Origin of the sequence: Oryzisolibacter sp. LB2S (assembly GCF_040732315.1) — a bacterium.
In the GTDB taxonomy this organism is placed as follows: Bacteria; Pseudomonadota; Gammaproteobacteria; order Burkholderiales; family Burkholderiaceae_C; genus Alicycliphilus; species Alicycliphilus soli.
In genome coordinates this window covers 2,125,547-2,142,339 of sequence record NZ_CP160388.1, presented here as the reverse complement: position 1 = coordinate 2,142,339, position 16,793 = coordinate 2,125,547, and the positions used below count along the sequence as shown (strand labels likewise).

General features: G+C 66.0%; 14 protein-coding genes. 2 read left to right on the top strand and 12 right to left on the bottom strand.

What is annotated here, in order from left to right:
• Positions 1-2 precede the first annotated feature (2 nt).
• From ABUE11_RS10055 to ABUE11_RS10000, 12 genes are all read right to left on the bottom strand, one after another.
• Positions 3-2,567: a cation-translocating P-type ATPase gene (locus ABUE11_RS10055; RefSeq protein ID WP_201395640.1), complete on the bottom strand. Its 2,565-nt coding sequence runs from the start codon at positions 2,565-2,567 to the stop codon at positions 3-5.
• A gap of 4 nt (positions 2,568-2,571) precedes the next feature.
• Positions 2,572-3,456: a TIGR00730 family Rossman fold protein gene (locus ABUE11_RS10050; protein ID WP_201395639.1), complete on the bottom strand. Its 885-nt coding sequence runs from the start codon at positions 3,454-3,456 to the stop codon at positions 2,572-2,574.
• The gene (locus ABUE11_RS10045; RefSeq protein ID WP_201395638.1) at positions 3,453-4,865 is read right to left on the bottom strand and encodes an MBL fold metallo-hydrolase; all 1,413 of its coding nucleotides are present in this window, start codon (positions 4,863-4,865) and stop codon (positions 3,453-3,455) included. The genes ABUE11_RS10050 and ABUE11_RS10045 overlap by 4 nt, the downstream gene beginning before the upstream one ends.
• Positions 4,866-4,872: 7 nt before the next feature.
• On the bottom strand, positions 4,873-5,082 hold the full coding sequence (locus tag ABUE11_RS10040) for a DUF2892 domain-containing protein (RefSeq protein ID WP_201395637.1): 210 nt from the start codon (positions 5,080-5,082) through the stop codon (positions 4,873-4,875).
• 53 nt (positions 5,083-5,135) lie between these two features.
• Positions 5,136-6,287, bottom strand: coding sequence for an L-threonine dehydrogenase (gene yiaY / locus ABUE11_RS10035; RefSeq protein ID WP_201395636.1), 1,152 nt, complete (start codon positions 6,285-6,287; stop codon positions 5,136-5,138).
• Positions 6,284-7,933 (bottom strand): efflux transporter outer membrane subunit, encoded by a 1,650-nt coding sequence (locus ABUE11_RS10030; RefSeq protein WP_201395635.1) that lies wholly within the window; start codon positions 7,931-7,933, stop codon positions 6,284-6,286. The genes yiaY and ABUE11_RS10030 overlap by 4 nt, the downstream gene beginning before the upstream one ends.
• Complete coding sequence (locus ABUE11_RS10025) at positions 7,930-9,048, bottom strand: ABC transporter permease (protein ID WP_201395634.1); 1,119 nt, start codon at positions 9,046-9,048, stop codon at positions 7,930-7,932. Before ABUE11_RS10025 ends, ABUE11_RS10030 begins: the two co-directional genes overlap by 4 nt.
• A 4-nt stretch (positions 9,049-9,052) precedes the next feature.
• Positions 9,053-10,222, bottom strand: coding sequence for an ABC transporter permease (locus ABUE11_RS10020; RefSeq protein WP_201395633.1), 1,170 nt, complete (start codon positions 10,220-10,222; stop codon positions 9,053-9,055).
• On the bottom strand, positions 10,219-11,991 hold the full coding sequence (locus ABUE11_RS10015; RefSeq protein WP_201395632.1) for an ATP-binding cassette domain-containing protein: 1,773 nt from the start codon (positions 11,989-11,991) through the stop codon (positions 10,219-10,221). The genes ABUE11_RS10020 and ABUE11_RS10015 overlap by 4 nt, the downstream gene beginning before the upstream one ends.
• Before the next feature lies 1 nt (position 11,992).
• The gene (gene hlyD, locus ABUE11_RS10010) at positions 11,993-12,991 is read right to left on the bottom strand and encodes a secretion protein HlyD (RefSeq protein WP_236598206.1); all 999 of its coding nucleotides are present in this window, start codon (positions 12,989-12,991) and stop codon (positions 11,993-11,995) included.
• 69 nt (positions 12,992-13,060) lie between these two features.
• Entirely contained in the window at positions 13,061-13,480 is a 420-nt protein-coding gene (locus ABUE11_RS10005; RefSeq protein WP_201398490.1) for a hypothetical protein, read from the bottom strand.
• 68 nt (positions 13,481-13,548) lie between these two features.
• Positions 13,549-14,157, bottom strand: a complete 609-nt coding sequence (locus ABUE11_RS10000; protein WP_367065229.1) for a TetR/AcrR family transcriptional regulator — start codon at positions 14,155-14,157, stop codon at positions 13,549-13,551.
• A 321-nt stretch (positions 14,158-14,478) separates the two neighbouring features.
• Here ABUE11_RS10000 and ABUE11_RS09995 point away from each other — a divergent pair, with 321 nt between their 5' ends.
• Together ABUE11_RS09995 and ABUE11_RS09990 are read left to right on the top strand one after the other, a co-directional pair.
• The gene (locus ABUE11_RS09995) at positions 14,479-16,236 is read left to right on the top strand and encodes an alpha/beta fold hydrolase (RefSeq protein ID WP_201395629.1); all 1,758 of its coding nucleotides are present in this window, start codon (positions 14,479-14,481) and stop codon (positions 16,234-16,236) included.
• Positions 16,237-16,343: 107 nt separating this feature from the next.
• The gene (locus ABUE11_RS09990) at positions 16,344-16,787 is read left to right on the top strand and encodes a phasin family protein (protein ID WP_201395628.1); all 444 of its coding nucleotides are present in this window, start codon (positions 16,344-16,346) and stop codon (positions 16,785-16,787) included.
• The last annotated feature ends 6 nt before the right edge of the window (positions 16,788-16,793 follow it).

Here is a 16,793-nt window from a genome sequence, read left to right as displayed (position 1 = left end):
CCTCACCTTGCTGACACTGTGCGTGCCGTGAGTCGTGCCATGACAAGCCTCAACAGCTCCAGCCACGCCAGGCACAGCGCCAGCAGCGCGGCCATGGCCGCCAGCTTGGCCAGGCCAGCGCCCTCCAGCCCCAGCAGCCGGCCCAGGGCGGGAATGGCCAGCAGCGCCGCCAACAGCAGGCCCACGGCCGCCGCCATGGGGCGCAGCCAGGGATTGGCACCGCCACCGGGCCGCCACAGCGGCCGCGCCGGGTTGCGCTGCGCCAGGATCAGCAGCGGCACGCACGCCAGCAGCACGCCGAACACCACCGTGCGGCCCTGGGCCTGGCTCCAGCCTTGGGCCAGCAGCCAGGCCTGCGCGGCCAGCAGCAGCGCGGCGATGCCGGCGCCCTGCAGCAGCGGCAGCAGCAGGGCGCGCAGCGCGAAGGGCGAATCATCCACCGGCCGCGGCGGGCGCTGCATCAAGTCGTCCGCCGCGGGCTCGGCCTCGAAGACGATGGAGCAGGCCGGGTCGATCAGCAGCTCCATCAGCACGATATGCACCGGCAGCAGCAGCGCCGGCCAGTGCGCCAGCGTGGGCACCAGCGCCAGCGCCACGATGGGCAGGTGCACGGCGAAGACGAAGCGCGTGGCCTTGCGCAGGTTGGCGTCGATGCGCCGGCCCTGTGCCACGGCGGCGACGATGTGGGCAAAGCTGTCCTTGAGCAGCACCAGGTCGGCCGCCTCGCGCGCCACGTCGGTGCCGCGCTCGCCCATGGCGATGCCCACATGCGCGGCCTTGAGCGCGGGCGCGTCGTTCACGCCGTCGCCGGTCATGGCCACCACGGCGCCGCCCGCGTGCAGCAGCTGCACCAGGCGCAGCTTGTGCTCGGGCTTGAGGCGCGCGCACAGGTCTACATGCTGCAGGCGTTCGCGCAGCGTGGCGTCGTCCAGGCCCTGGATCTCATCGCCGGTGATGACCTTGGGCCGCTCCGACAGGCCCACCTGGCGCGCGATGGCGCGCGCCGTGGCCGGGTGGTCGCCGGTCATCATGACCACGCGCACGCCGGCGGCGCGGCATTCGGCGATGGCCGCCGGCACCTCGGGGCGCGGCGGGTCGGCCAGGGCCAGCAGGCCCAAGAACTCGAAGTCGAAGTCGTGCTGGCTCGGTGGCCAGGCCTGCGCCTGGGCGCCCTGGCCCGTCCAGCGTCCGCAGGCCACGCCCAGCACGCGCAGGCCGCGCTCGGCCAGGGCCTGGACCTGGGCGCGCACGGCGGCCAGGCGCGGCGTGTCCAGGTGGCACAGGTCGGCCACGGCCTCGGGTGCGCCCTTGGTGGCCAGCAGGTGCTGGTCGGGCGCGCCGCTGGCGTAGACGCGCGTCATGGCCAGCATCTCGCCCGACAGCGCGTACTCGAACACCGGCTCGCGCCCGTCGTGCACATGCTCCGTGCCCTGCAGCCAGTCGTGGCCGAAGCGCTGTATGGCCTGCTCCATCGGGTCGAACGGGTCGGCCGGGGTGGCCAGCAGGGCGAATTCCACCAGCCGGTGGTAGTCCTCGGGCAGCTCCTGCGCGCCCGGTGCCTGCCAGTGGCCGGTGGGCGTGGCCAGCTCGGCCACGGCCATGCGGTTCATGGTCAGCGTGCCAGTCTTGTCCACCGCCAGCACGGTGATCGCGCCCAGGGTCTCCACGGCGGTGACGCGCCGCGTGAGCACCTGCAGCCGCGTCAGGCGCCAGGCGCCCAGCGCCAGGAACACGGTGAGGATGACGGGGATTTCCTCGGGCAGCAGCGCCATGGCCAGGGCGATGCCGGCCAGCAGGCTGTCGAGCAAGGGCCGGCCGTTCCACCACCAGCCCAGCAGCACCTGCGCCGCCGCCAGCGTGAGCGCCAGCGCGCCCAGGCCGCGCACCAGCCGGCGCGAGCGCTGCTGCAGCGGCGAGGGCGGCGCCTCGGCCCTGGCCAGGTCGGCGCCGATGCGGCCCACCGCGGTGCGCCCGGCCGTGGCCAGCACCCGCGCCAGGCCCCGGCCGCGCGTGATCACGGTGCTGGCGAACAGGTCGGGGCCGTCGCCCGGCTCGACCGGGGCGCCTGCCAGCTTGGCCACGGGCACGGACTCGCCCGTGAGCAGCGATTCGTCCACCTCCAGCTCGCCCTGCAGCAGCCGTGCGTCGGCGGCGATGCGGTCGCCCTCGTGCAGCAGCAGCAGGTCGCCGCAGACCACCTCGGCGCCGGCGATGCGCCGCTCCACGCCGTCACGCAGCACCAGCGCGCGCGGGGCCGACAGTTCGCGCAGCGATTCCAGCGCGCGCTGCGTGCGCCGCTCCTGCACCAGGGTGATGCCTATGACCACGAAGACGAAGCCGAGCAGGAACAGCGCTTCGCCCTTGTCGCCCAGCGCCAGGTAGATGCCGCCGGCGGCCAGCAGCATCAGGAACATGGGCTCGGTGAGCACCTCGCGCACGATGGCCAGGTTGGACTTGGGCTTGCCGCCGGGCAGCTGATTCGGGCCGTCCTGCGCCAGGCGCCCCGCGGCTTCGGTGCTGCTCAAGCCTTGCAAATCGGGACTGATGGATGGGGACTGGTCTGTCATGGAGTCAGGTTCCAGTCTCGCGTTTTTTTGACATGCCTTTCACCATGGAATTTGCGTGAAAGCGCTCCAAGGCGGCAATGATTTCGTCGGCATCGTCAGCGTGCTCGAACAGGTCGGTGTCCTCGGCGTCGATGTAGCCCTCGTCGATCAAATAGTCGAAATTGATTGCGCGACGCCAGAACCTGCGCCCGACAAGAACCACCGGAATCCGTTGCATCTTCCCGGTCTGGATCAGGGTCAGTACCTCGAACAGTTCGTCGAGCGTTCCATAACCACCGGGGAAGGCCACCAAACCTTTCGCATGCAGCAAGAAATGCATTTTGCGCAGCGCGAAATAGTGGAACCGGAACGCCAGCTCCGGACACATGTAGGGGTTCGGCGCTTGTTCGTGCGGCAACGTGATGTTGAGGCCGATCGAGCGAGCCCCTGCATCGAAAGCACCGCGATTGGCGGCTTCCATGATGCCTGGGCCGCCACCGGTGATAACGACGAAATCGCACCGCCCCTCCTGCTGGAAACGAGCAGAGATCAGTTGAGCGAAGCGCTGTGCCTCTTCGTAATAGCGTGCCTGTCCCACGCGGCGACGGGCCAAGGCCAGTTCCCGCCCAAGCGTCGGATTCCCCGGCATGGTGCCCGCTCGCTGCTCCAACACATCGAGCCTGTCGCGTGCGGTGACAGCATCGCTTACGCGCGCACTGCCAAACACCACCACGGTCGAATGCACGCCTTGCTCACGCAAGACACGTTCGGGCTTGAGCAGTTCGAGTTGGAGACGCAGCGGGCGCAGATCGTCCTGGCCAAGCAAATCGATGTCTTCATACGCAAGGCGGTATGTGGGTGAATCGAGGATGGCGCGCAGGTGCTCGTCAGGAGCAGCGGGCGGTGTCATCGCTCGACCACCAGAAAATCCGGCCACGGAACGACCCGACCGTGCTCGGGCACCGAGACCTGCCAGCCAAGCTGCTGTTGCAGGAGTTCAGCCAAAGCCTGCGCGGCGGACGACTCCCCATGCACCACGAACGTTTGCTTCGGGGCTTGCTTGAAGCCTCGGGCCCAGGCCATCAGGGCTGGTTGGTCGGCGTGCGCCGAGAGCCCATCGACACTGTGGATCGCCGCGCGCACCGGAATGTCGTCGCCGAAGATGCGCACGCGCGCCGCGCCATCGACCAGTTGGCGGCCCAGTGTTCCCTGCGCCTGGAAGCCGGAGAACAGGACGCTGCACTCCTTGCGCGGCAAATTGTGGCGCAGGTGGTGCCGGATGCGTCCCGCGTCGCACATGCCGCTGGCGGAAATGATGATCGCGCCCGAACGAATCTGGTTCAGCGCCATGGACTCCTCGGCGCTTTCCGTGAAATGCAGATACGGCAGGTTTTCGCCGCGGGCGTGCCATCCAGCCAGGCGCTTGGCCTGCTCATCGAACAGCTCAAGATGCTCGCGCGTGATGCGAGTGGCCTCCGTGGCCATCGGTGAATCGACGAATACCCTCGGCTGCCGCAGCCGCCCCTCGCTGGTGAGACGGTGCAGGTGGTACAGGACTTCCTGGGTTCGACCGACCGCGAAGGCCGGCACGATGACGTTTCCACCGCGTTCGAACAGGGTTTTCTCGACGATGCCGATCATCTCCTCTTCGGTTGCCGAAAAATTCTTGTGCTGGCGGTTGCCATAGGTGGACTCGATGACGAGGATGTCGGCGTCCTCGATGGGTGTCGGGTCGCGCAATATCGGGCGTCCCGGCTGGCCAAGGTCGCCGCTGAATACCAGTTTTGTCGGGTAGCCGTACTCGGTGACCCAGACTTCGATGATGGCCGACCCGAGGATGTGCCCGGCATCGCGAAAGCGCGCGCGCACCCCGACCCGGGGCGCGAACTCCCGGTCGTATTCGATGCCTCGCACCTGCTGCAGGCATTCGCGCGCATCCTGCAGCGTGTACAGCGGCGGCAGTGGGTCCTTTCCGCGGAACCGCTTGGCACTGCGTTTTGCATCGCTCTCCTGGATGTGGGCACTGTCGGGTAGCATCACTCCCAGCAGATCAACCGTGGCGGGAGTGGTGTAGATGGCCCCTTTGAACCCGGCGCGCGTGAGTTTGGGCAATAGCCCGCTATGGTCGATGTGGGCATGGGTCAGGAGCACGAAATCGATAGCTGCCGGGTCGAACGGAAATGGCTCGCGGTTGCGCGCCGCCGCCGCAGATCCCCCTTGAACCATGCCGCAATCCACTAGGAAGCGCAGGCCCGCCGCCTCCACCAGGAAGCACGACCCGGTGACTTCGCGCGCAGCGCCCAGAAAATTCAGTTTCATGGGATGCTCACTCGGGCTTTTTCTGGTGCATCGGGCAGGTGTTCACGCCGAGCAGGCGATAGCCCGGACAGCGGCCCGCCAGGCCGGTGGCGAGCGGCATGATTCCAATGAGCCCCAGCCAGCGCCACGGTGAATCCAGCCACAACGGCAAGCTGAGCAGGATCAGGCCGATGACGACGCGCGCGATGCGATCGAGGTTTCCTACGTTCGTTTGCATGGAGACACTCCTTGATGGTGGGATGAAACGGGTCCGGGAAATCACGCCGACGGCTACATGGCCGCCGCGAAAATGGCACTGATTTCCTCGTGCGACGCCTGTATGGGATTGGTCAGTCCGCACGCGTCCTTGAGCGCATTGGTGGCCAGGGTGGGAAAGTCCTTGGCCTGAACGCCAAGCTGTGACAGCCCGTCAGGAATGCCGATATCGGCGGACAGTCGGCGAATTGCTACCAGGCACAGATCTGCTGCTGCATCGTTGCTCAGGCCATCGGTCTTTTCTCCCATCGCGCGGGCGATGTCGGCGAGGCGTCCTGCAGCAACCTGCTTGTTGTAGGCCTGCACGTGCGGCAGCAGAACGGCATTGCACACACCGTGCGGCAGATCGTAGAAGCCCCCCAATTGATGCGCCATGGCGTGCACGTAACCCAGCGAGGCATTGTTGAAGGCCATGCCGGCGAGAAACTGTGCATAGGCCATTTGCTCGCGTGCTTCGACGTTTCGCCCGTTAGCCACCGCCTCGCGCAGCCATTGGCTTATCAGTGTCACGGCCTTGAGTGCGCAGGCATCGGTGATCGACGTGGCGATGGTTGAAACATAAGCCTCCACCGCGTGCGTAAGAGCATCCATGCCGGTGGCGGCGGTCAGGCTGGCTGGTTTCAGCAGCATGAGCTCAGGATCATTCACCGAGAGAATGGGCGTCGTGTGCTTGTCGACAATCGCCATCTTCACGTGGCGTGCCTCGTCGGTGATGATGCAAAAGCGGGTCATCTCACTGGCCGTGCCGGCCGTGGTGTTGATCGCCACCAAGGGCAACTGAGGTTTGGCCGATTGGTCAAGGCCTTCGTAATCCTTGATCGTTCCGCCATTGGCAGCGACCAGTGCGATGCCCTTGGCGCAGTCGTGCGGCGAACCGCCGCCGAGTGAGACGATGAAATCGCAATCGTTTTCGCGCAGTTGCTTCAGTCCATCGGCCACGTTCTTGGTCGTCGGGTTGGGCTGCACTCCATGAAAAACAAAGACATCCACGCCGTGGCTGACAAGGAGGTCGCGCACCTTGCCGACCAGTCCGAGACGAACCAAGGGAAGGTCGGTCACGATCAGCGCTTTCCTGAAGCCATAGGACTGGATGGCCTTGGCTGCATCACGAAGACAGCCCGCGCCCATCAGGTTCACGGGCGGAATGAAAAAGGCGGTGGTGGTCATGGCTTGGCTCCTTCGGTTGGCCTGTTGATGATCAAGTGGGCAAGGGTTTCGCGATCCGCGCTCTGGCTTGCGAGATGTTCCATCGCGGCGTCGCTTGCAGGGCTGCCCAAGCGACTTGCACGAGGCGTGGGTGCGGCGGCGCCTGTAGGCGAATGGGCAGCGCTTGGCGTCGTGCTGGATACCTCCCAGCCACCCCCAAGCGCCTTGTACAGCGCCACCAATTGCACGGCGGCGCTGGTATGCGCACGTGCGGCCGCAGTCTCGGCTTCGTGCAGGCTGCGCTGGGCGGCCAGCAGCTCCACCAGTGCCACATCGCCCGCGGTGTAGCGGGCCTTGGCGTAGCCGTAGCTGGTTCGTGCCGCATCCAGGGCCATGGCACGGCGCTCCAACGTGTCCAGCCCGCCGTGATAGTCGCCCAGCGCACGCTCGGCGTCGCCCAAAGCCGCCAGCACCGCCTGCTCGTAGGCGAGCGCCGCCTGCTGCTCGGCGGCCTCGCGTGCCCGAATCTCGGCACGCACGCGACCGCCGTCGAACAGGCGCCAGGAAATCAGCGGCAGGATGGAGAAACGCGAACTGGATGCATCGAACCAGTTGCCCGTGCTGAGCGCCTGAAACCCGCCGCCGACACCGATGGAGAGTTTGGGGAACAGCTCGGCCGTGGCCACGCCGATGTCGGCGGAACTCGCCGCCAGACGCCGTTCCGCGGCCAGCACGTCAGGGCGGCGGCGCAGCAGGTCGGCACGTTCGCCCACCGGTAGGGCCAGCAGCCTCCACGGTGCCAAAGGGCCGTCGAGCAAGGCCAGTTCACGCTCGGGTGGAGCGCCCAAGAGCACGCCCAGGCCCAGCACTGCGGCGCGCTGGCGTGCCTGGATGTCCGGCAGCAGTGCGTTGACGGCAGTCCACTGCGCATAAGCCGCCTCCACATCGGCGGCGGATGCGTCCCCCAATGCATGCCGCAGGCGCACCAGCTCCAGGGTCTGCTGCAGCGTATCCAGCGTGGCTTGTTGTGCATGCAGTTCGTACCTAGCACCAACGGCGGTGAACCAGGTGCGCGCGACCTCGGCCACGATGCGCATGCGCACACCCTGTGCTTCGACTTCGGTGGCTTGCAGGCGGGCGCTGGCGCCTTCCAGCGCACGGCGCTTGGCGCCAAACAGATCGGCCTCCCAGGCCGCGTCAAAGCCTGCGTCGTAGATGGTCTGCGTGGCGTCCATGCCGGGAATCGAGCCCACGGGCAAGGGGCCGTTTTCGCTTTGACGGCGCCGATTGACGCTGGCCCCAGCGCCGACGGTGGGAAGACGCTCCCCGGCCACGCGATCGCGCAGGGCACGCGCTTCATCGATGCGTGCAGCTGCCTGACGCAGATCCAGGTTCTGCGCCAGCGCCGTATTCATCAGGCGATCGAGAATCGGATCGTCCAGCACGGACCACCAGCGGGCCAGGTCCGCGGACTGCGATTCGCTCGCCAGAGGCAAGGTCCAACCGCTGCCGATGTCCACAGGAGGCGGCTCGCGGTAGTCGGGGCCCACGGCCGCACAGGCGGTCAGCAGCACGCAGGACAGGGCCAGCGCGAGCGGGCGCAAGCGCCTGGACGCCGGCGGTGCGGCTGGCGTGCGCGAGGAGAGGTGGCGGGTTTTGGTTTTCATTGCAGGCGTCCTCGGACGAATACGGTGGCCATCGTCAGCGTGGCGAGGGCGATGACCGCCAGCGGCCACAGGCTGGCGAGAATGTCGCCGGGCGGCATGGCCTTGAGGAAGCTGCCTTCGACGATGATGAGGAAGTGGGTCAGCGGAATGGCTTGGGCCATCCATTGCAGGACGATGGGCATGTTTTCCACCGGCGTCGCAAAGCCCGACATCAGCACCGCCGGCACGCCAATGGCGAACGCCCCCAGGATGGCCTGCTGCTGGGTCATGCTGACCGCGGAAATCATCAGGCCGATACCGACCACCGACAGGATGAACAGCACCAGGCTGGCGAGCAGCAGCGCGAACGAGCCGGTAAACGGAATGCCGAACAGGAACACGCCCGCGCTGATCATGAACAGGCCCAGCAGCGTGCCGATGGCCAGCGCCGGTAGTGATTTGGAGATGATGATCTCCGGCGTCGAGGTGGGCGATACCAGCAACTGGTCGAAGGTGCCCAGTTCGCGTTCGCGCGCGATCGACAGCGAGGTGATGAGCAGCGCGCTGAACAGCGCCAGGATGCCCGTGAGCCCAGGCACGATGAACCAGCGGTAGACCAGGTTCGGGTTGAACCAGTGACGCACGACCACGGGCGTTGGCGCCTGCGCGTCGGGCACGACCTCGGCACCGACATCGGCGGCGATGGTGGACAGGTAGGCGACGGTGATCTGGCCCGAGTTGCTGCGCCGGCCATCGACGAGAACCTGTGCCTGGCCGCTGCCGCCTGCGGCGATGGTGCGCGAGAAGTCCGCGGGAATGGCGAGCGCGGCGATCACCTCACCCCGGTCGATCATCTCGTGCAACTGCCGCTGGCTGTCCACATGCCGGACGTGGGTGATGAAGCGAGCGCTGTCCAGGCGCTGCACCAGTTCGTGCGACCAGCGCCCCGCGTCCTGGTTGTAGACGGCGATGTCGACGTTGCGCACTTCCAGCGTGGCGGCAAAGGCGAATACCAGCAGCTGCAGGATGGGCGGCACGAACACCACCATGCGGCTGCGCGGGTCGCGCAGCACGCTGAGCACTTCCTTGATGAACTGGGCGCGCAGGCGGGTGAACGAGAAGGCGGAGGTCAACATCGCGTCACTCCAGGTTCTTGCGCGTGGCGCGCTTGGCGATCAGGAAGAACAGCGCCCCGATCGCCGCCATGGCCGCCAGGTTGGGCAGGAACACGGCCCAGATGTCGCCGGCCAGGAACACGGTCTTGAGCGAATCGACGAAGTAGCGCGCCGGAACCGCCAAGGTGATGGCACGAATCGGCGCCGGCATCGCATCGATCTCGTACAGAAAGCCCGAGAGCATGAAGGCCGGCAGAAAGCCCGTGAACAACGCGATCTGTGCCGCCAGGAACTGGTTGCGCGCCAGTGACGAAATCAAGAGACCCTGGCCCAACGCCGGCACCATGAACACCGCCGACAAGAGCAGCAGCGCCGCCAGCGAACCGCGCAGCGGCACGCCAAAGACGAACACCGCCAGCGCCGCCGCGCCGAGTGTGGACAGCATGCCCAGCACAAAGTAGGGCAGCAGCTTGCCGATCAATATCTCGGCCACCGACGCGGGCGTGGACAGCACCGCTTCCATGGTGCCGCGCTCCCATTCGCGCGCCACCACCAGGGCCGTGAGCATGGTGCCAATGATGGTCATGACGATGGCAATGGCCCCGGGAATCAGCGCGCGGCGGCTCTCCAGTTCGGGGTTGAACCAGTAGCGCGGCTCCAGCACGACGGACTGCGCGGGTGCCGCGACATCGAGCCCGGCACGCCAGGTCTGCACCACGCCGCGGGCGTAGTTCTCGACGTAGTTGGCGGTGTTGGGATAGGAGCCATCGGTGATGATCTGCACCAGCGGTTCTGCTCCGCGCTGGGCCAGGCGTTGCTCGAAATCCTGAGGAATGACGACATAGCCGCGCAGCGCGCCGGAGACGAGTTGGTCGGCCACTTCGCGCCGGTCATGGACGAAGTGCGTGTTCAGGAAGCGGGTGCCCGAGAAGGCGGCAGCCAGCGACTGCGCCGATGCGCCGGGCGATTCCAGCACCACGCCGACACGAACCTCCTTGGCATCCAGCGACACCGCATAGGCGAACAGCAGCAGCAACACCACCGGCAGCACGAAGGCGATCAAGAGCGTCGAGGGGTCGCGCAGCGCCTGATAGCTTTCCTTGGTCACCAGGGCCAGCAGGCGCCGCAGGTCAAAACGGCGCAAGTCGGGCTGCATCGAGGCAGCTCCTTTCTTGTCTTGTGCACCCGCGATCATGCGGCCGCCTCCATCTCACGGTCGGCAGACTCCACCAGGTGAATGAAGGCGTCCTCCATGGTCGGATCGGGGTGTTCGGCATTGGCGGCGGCACGTTTGAGCGCGTCGGGCGTGTCCAGCGCGATCAGGCGGGCGCGCGAGAGCATGGCGACGCGGTCGCAGTACTCGGCTTCGTCCATGAAGTGGGTGGTGACCATGATGGTCACGCCCTTGCGCGCCAGGCCGTTGATGTGGGTCCAGAACTCGCGCCGGGTGATCGGATCCACGCCAGAAGTAGGCTCATCGAGGAACAGCACGGGTGGCCGGTGCATCAGCGAACAGGCCAGCGCCAGGCGCTGCTTGTGCCCCAGCGGCAGGGAATCGGGCGTGGCGGACAGCCAGTCCGAGAGATCGAAGGTCTCGATCATTTCCGCTATGCGCTCGCGCCGGGTGTTGCCCTCCAGCCCGTAAACGCCGGCGGAGAATTCCAGGTTCTGCTGCACCGACAGCAGGCCGTAGAGCGAGAACTTCTGCGCCATGTAGCCCAGCCGACTCTTGGCTGCGCCGGTGGCGCGGCGCAGATCATGGCCCACCACATGCGCTTCACCAGCAGTGGGTTTCAACAGACCGCACAGCATCTTGAAGGTGGTGGACTTGCCGGCGCCATTGGGGCCGAGCAGACCGAAGATTTCGCCCTTTTGCACCTCGAAGCTGACGTTGTCGGTGGCGGTGAATTCGCCGAAGCGTTTCGTGAGGTTGCGGCAGGACACGGCAATGTCGGAACCCAGTTCGACCGGTGACAGACGCTCGGCCAGTGTCGAAGTACCGCCGGGGCCGCCGCCAAGCAAATCGATGAAAGCGTCTTCAAAGCGTGCGGGCACCGGGGCCAGCGCTACGCGCGCACGATCAGCCAGCGACTGGATTTGGCTTGCCTGCGCACCGTCCCGCAGTACCACACGCACCCCGGCGCCCTGGATCACGCCATCGCTCACGCTTTCCAGGTCGAGTGCCTCGGTCAGAACCGCCCGGCGCTCGGCGCCGACGTTTTCCAGGCGGAAGCTGCGTCCTTCAAGCTGCGCGGTGAGTTGCTGCGGCGGGCCATCGAACAAGAGCCGCCCCTGGTTCAGCAGCAGCACGCTCTCGCAGCGCTCGGCCTCGTCGAGGTAGGCGGTGGACCAGACCACGGCCATGCCCTCGTCGGTCAGTGCCTGCACCATGCGCCACAAGTCCTGGCGGCTGACCGGATCGACACCGACGCCCGGCTCGTCGAGCAGCAGCACCTTGGGCCGCGCCATGAGTGCACAGGCAAGGCCCAGCTTTTGCTTCATGCCGCCGGAGAGCTTGCCGGCCAAGCGCTTCGTAAAAGGCCCCAGCCGCGTGAAGTCCAGCAACTCGGCAAACAGATCGGCATTGCGATCCGCGTCCATGCCGCGCAGCTGCGCGTACAGGCGCATGTTCTCCATCACCGACAGGTCTTCGTACAGGCCAAAGCGCTGCGGCATGTAGCCGCTGGCGACATGGATGGCGTCGTTGTCCTTGACCACGTCGAAACCCGCCAGTGTGACGCGACCGGCGTTGGGCACCAGCAGGCCGGTCAGAATCCGCATCAGCGTCGTCTTGCCGGCGCCGTCCGGGCCGACCAGACCGGTCAACCGTCCGTAGTGGATGTGTGCGCTCAAGCTGCGTAGGGCCTGCACCTTGCCGAAATGCTTGTCCACCCCTTCGATGACGACGGCGGCAGCGGCGACAGCGCTTGCCGGCGTGGCGGCCATGGCGGTGTCTGCCTGCATCTCAACGCTCCCCCGCGCGCGCGCCGGAGACCGGCTTGGCATCGACCGCGATCGTCACCGGCATGCCCTGGCGCAGGGCGGCATCGCTGTCGGCCTCGTCGATGACGATGCGCAGGCGGTACACCAGATCCGTGCGCAAGTCCGTTGTCTCCACCGTCTTTGGCGTGAACTCGGCGCGCGGCGAGATGAAGCCGACCTGGCCGCGATAGACCTTTTCCCCGGAATCGCTCTTGACGTGCACCACGGTGCCCGGTGCGATGCGGCCCAGATCCCGCTCGCCCACGTAGGCGCGCACGTACACGGGCTTGTCCAGACTCAGGCTGTAGACCGTGCTCTGGCTGGCCACCATGCTGCCGGGCTCGCGCACCCGCGCGATGATGGTGCCGTTGCTGGGTGCCGTCAGTTCGGTGTCCGCCAGGGAAGTGGTGGCCTGCGCCGCGGCTGCCTGCGCGGCTGCAAGGCGAGCCTGCGCTGCCTCAATGTCTTCCTTGCGAAAGCCTTCGGATGCTTGCGACAGGGCGGCCTTGGCGGATTCGACACCCGCGGCCGCCTGATCCCTGGCAGTGCGTGCGGCATCGACCGTGCGCTGGCTGCTGGCACCCGACGCCAACAGGCTGCTCTGGCGCTGGAAGTTGCGCTCGGCGTCAAGCGCCTGCGCCTGCGCTTGTCTGAGCGCCTCGCGTGCCTGGGTGATTTCCTGCGGCCGCAGGCCGCGGCGCAGCTTGCCCAGCTCCGCTTGGGCTACCTGTACCTGGGCTTGTGCGGCTGCCAGGGCGTCCCGATACGGCTGCGCATCGAGCGTGGCCAGGCGCGCGCCGGTGGTGACGGCATCACCCTCATCGAAAGCCATTTGCGTGATGCGCCCCGGCTGGCGGAAAGCCAGTTGAACCTCGCGGATGTCGACGTTGCCGTAGAGGCGCAATGCATCCTGGTTGTCATGGCCGCGCGTGAACCAGAACGCCAGTGCACCGCCAAGGGCGAGCAGGGCAACAATGATCACGGCCCAACGGGCTTTTCTTACAGGGAGGTTTGGAGTTGTCATTGATGGGTTTCCGCTGGAAAGAGATGCTCACTGCTCGCGCGTGGTCGGTGCATGCGCTGTTGATCGACGCCAAGCCATGGCCGCGATGCCAACCCACACCAACGTGCGCAGCGTCATGGCAATGAGCGTGCGCCGCTCCCAAGCGCCATCCAGCGCCACATGCAATCCGAAGGCCAGGAATACGAGCGCCGTTGCCACCGCGATAGCCATCGCCATCCATGCGGCCCAGCGCCGGCGCATCCACAACCCGGCGCCAGCGATGACGTAGGTAAACCCGGCCAGGAAGTTGAACCAGAGCACGAACGGCACGTAGCTTCCGGCTGCGGCACGCGCCGCGCCGTCAAAAAACAGGACCGCGCCGCCTTCCCTGATGGTCAGCAGACCAAATGCGATGGCAATCAGGGCGATCACACGCATCAAGATTCCGCGCCCGCTGTGTGCAGTCATGTTCATGGCTCCCGGTTCTTTGGAGGGTTTGCTGGATCGTCGTGCCGCTTGTGGACTGGACGGGTGCTTCATGTGCCGCTTTCGATGCCACGGCGATAGATGGCGAACACGGCGGGCGCATCGCGACGAATCCGGCTGACCTTGCCGGCCAGCAGCGACTGCATGACCAGTCCCTGGATCGTGCCGATGAACAGCACGGCGGCGGCGTCCACGTCCAGCTCCGCGCACAGCTCGCCCTGCGCCTTGCCCGCTTCCATCAGGCGGCGCAGGCGCTGCTCGTACTGGCGGATCAGGGTTTGCACCATGCGCTTGGCGAGCGTTTCGCCAGAGCGCTGCAACTCCCCGAACAGCATGCGTGGCACGCCCGGGTGCTTGGACACGAAGTCGATGTGCGTCATGAACATCGCTTCGAGCGCCGCGGCAGGAGATGCGGCGCCCTCGGCTGCTTTGTCCACACTGACCAGAAGACGTTCGCCGACCCAGGACATCGTGGCTTCCACGATCGCTTCTTTGGTGGGGAAGTGGCGAAACAGTGCGCCCTGTGTCAGGCCCATTCGGTCGGCAATCGCCGTGGTCGTGATCTCGGCCGGGTTCTGCTCGGCTGCCAGATCAACCACGGCTTGCACTGTGGCCGCGCGCCGATCTTCGGCGGACAGGTACTGGGGGCGTTGACTCACGATTTGGACTCCATGTAGTTAGTGATCTATTACTATCGTAACACGCAAAATGACCATGACGCAAGATCGGAAACTTGTCGGATGAGGCAGGACTGCGGGCCCTTTCCTGGGGAGAACGGATCGGTCAACTTGATGCAACTCAAGAAGCTGTATCGCCTTCCATGCGGATCGAAGGTGCTTGATCGTTGGGGCTGCAGTTTCAGCATCGGTAGTGATTGCGCTTGGGACGGCTGAAAAATTTGGTGCCCCTGCGGAAGGCTTGCAACTTTTCCTGTACGCGATAAGATAGTAATATGTTACTAGCTAAATGAAGGGCTGAAGATGAGCATCGTCGCAACACATGGCAAGGCCGATCTGGCGCAGCCCGAAGCCTGTCGCCCTGACGCCCTGGATACGCTTGCGAACGCCTGGCGGGCGCGCAGCACGGGTGGGTTGTCACCGGCGGCCGGACTGCTGGCCTGGTACGACTGGGCGTTGCACCTGAGCCTTTCCCCAGGCAAGCAACGCAGCTTGATCGAAAAGGGTTTGCACAAACAGCAGCGCCTTGCGCGCTATGCCTTGCGCGTTGCCAGTGCGCACGATTGCCCGACCTGCATCGAGCCGCTGGAGCAGGATCGGCGCTTTGCCGCCCCGGCTTGGCAGCAGTGGCCTTTCAACGTGATTCACCAGGGCTTTTTGCTGCAGCAGCAGTGGTGGCACAACGCCACCACGGGCGTGCGTGGCGTGTCGCGCCATCACGAGAACATGGTCACTTTCGCCGGGCGGCAGTGGCTGGACATGTGGTCGCCTTCGAATTTCATCTGGACCAACCCCGAGGTGCTGCACGCCATCACGCAAAGCGGGGGCGCAAACCTGTGGCGCGGCGCCATGAACTTTCTGGAAGATGCAAGGCGCCTCGCGCTCGACGATGCGCCTGCAGGGGTCGAAGGGTTCGAGGTCGGCAAGGACGTGGCGGTCACCCCAGGCAAGGTGGTGTTTCGAAATCACCTGGTCGAGTTGATTCAGTACTCACCCACGACGCCGGATGTGCATGCGGAGCCGGTACTGATCGTGCCGTCCTGGATCATGAAGTACTACATCCTGGACCTGTCGCCGCACAACTCGATGGTGAAGTACCTGGTCGATCAGGGGCACACGGTGTTCATCCTTTCATGGAAGAACCCGACCGCGGCCGATCGCGACCTCGGCCTGGAGGATTACCGCTGGCTGGGGGTCATGGACGCATTGGATGCGGTCACGGCCATCGTGCCCAAACGCAAGGTGCAGGCGGTCGGCTATTGCCTGGGCGGCACCTTGCTCGCGATCGCCGCCGCCGCGATGGCGCGCGATGGCGACGAGCGTCTGCAAAGCCTGACGCTGCTGGCATCGGAGACCGATTTCCGCGAGTCGGGCGAGATCGCGCTTTTCATCGACGACAGTCAACTGGCTTGGCTGGAAGCCGGCATGTGGGACAAGGGCTATCTCGACGGCAAGCAGATGGCTGGCGCGTTCCAGATGCTCAACTCGCGCGACCTGATCTGGTCACGACGGGTGCGCGAATACCTGTTGGGCGAGCGCCAGACCTTCAATGACCTGATGGCCTGGAATGCCGACGTGACCCGCATGCCGTACCGCATGCACAGCGAGTACCTGCGGCGCCTGTATCTGGACAACGACCTGGCCGAGGGGCGCTACCGCGTCGGTGGGAGACCCGTGGCGCTGGCCGACATCGAGGTGCCCATGTTCATCGTCGGCACAGTGCGCGATCACGTCGCCCCCTGGCCGTCCGTGTACAAGATGCACCTGCTCAGCGATGCGGAACTGACCTTTGTTCTCACCAGCGGCGGGCACAACGCTGGCGTCGTCAGCGAGCCGGGACACCCCCGGCGCAGCTTCCAGATGGCGACCCGCGCGGCCGGCGATCGCTATATCGATCCGCAACTGTGGCGTGCCGAGACCCCGCTGAACGAAGGCTCCTGGTGGCCGGCATGGCAGCAATGGCTGGCACAGCGCTCGGCCGGGCGCGTCGCGCCGCCCGCCATGGGCGGGACGCAAGCACCGCTTGGTGATGCACCGGGAACCTATGTGGCCATGCGCTGACAGGACAAAACGCCGCCACGAATACACCCTCAACTTTCATCGGGCCGTTGCGCAGGCATGGCCTACACCCGCCCCGGAGGGGCACATCATGACCGTGGAGCATTGACATGAACAACGAACTGCCCATCCAACTCTACAAGGCCAATGCCGAGTTGCAGCTTCAGATCACCCGCTTGCTTCAAGAAAGCGGCCACCACTGGCTCGAAGCCATGCAGCAGCTCAGTGCCGGTGGCGTGATGGAGACCACCTCGCGCATCCAGAACCTCCAACAGGCAGCGGACTGGCAGGCGCTTGCCACCTTGCCGTCCGAGGTGTTCTGGCGCCTGTGCCAAGGCCGTATGGGCGACACACAGGCGGTCGGCCAGGCTGCTGCCAAGAGCCAGGCGGCATTCGCCGATGGCCTGCGCGAAGCGCTGACCACCTGGCAGGCATCCGTCTCCGAGGTATTCGGCGCCAGCGACGGCACAGCCTCTTTCGCGCAGTTTTGTCAGCAATGGACACAGCCCTGGACTGCGCCAGGCGCCGCGCCTCAGGGCAAGGCCAAAAAGTGAGGAGGC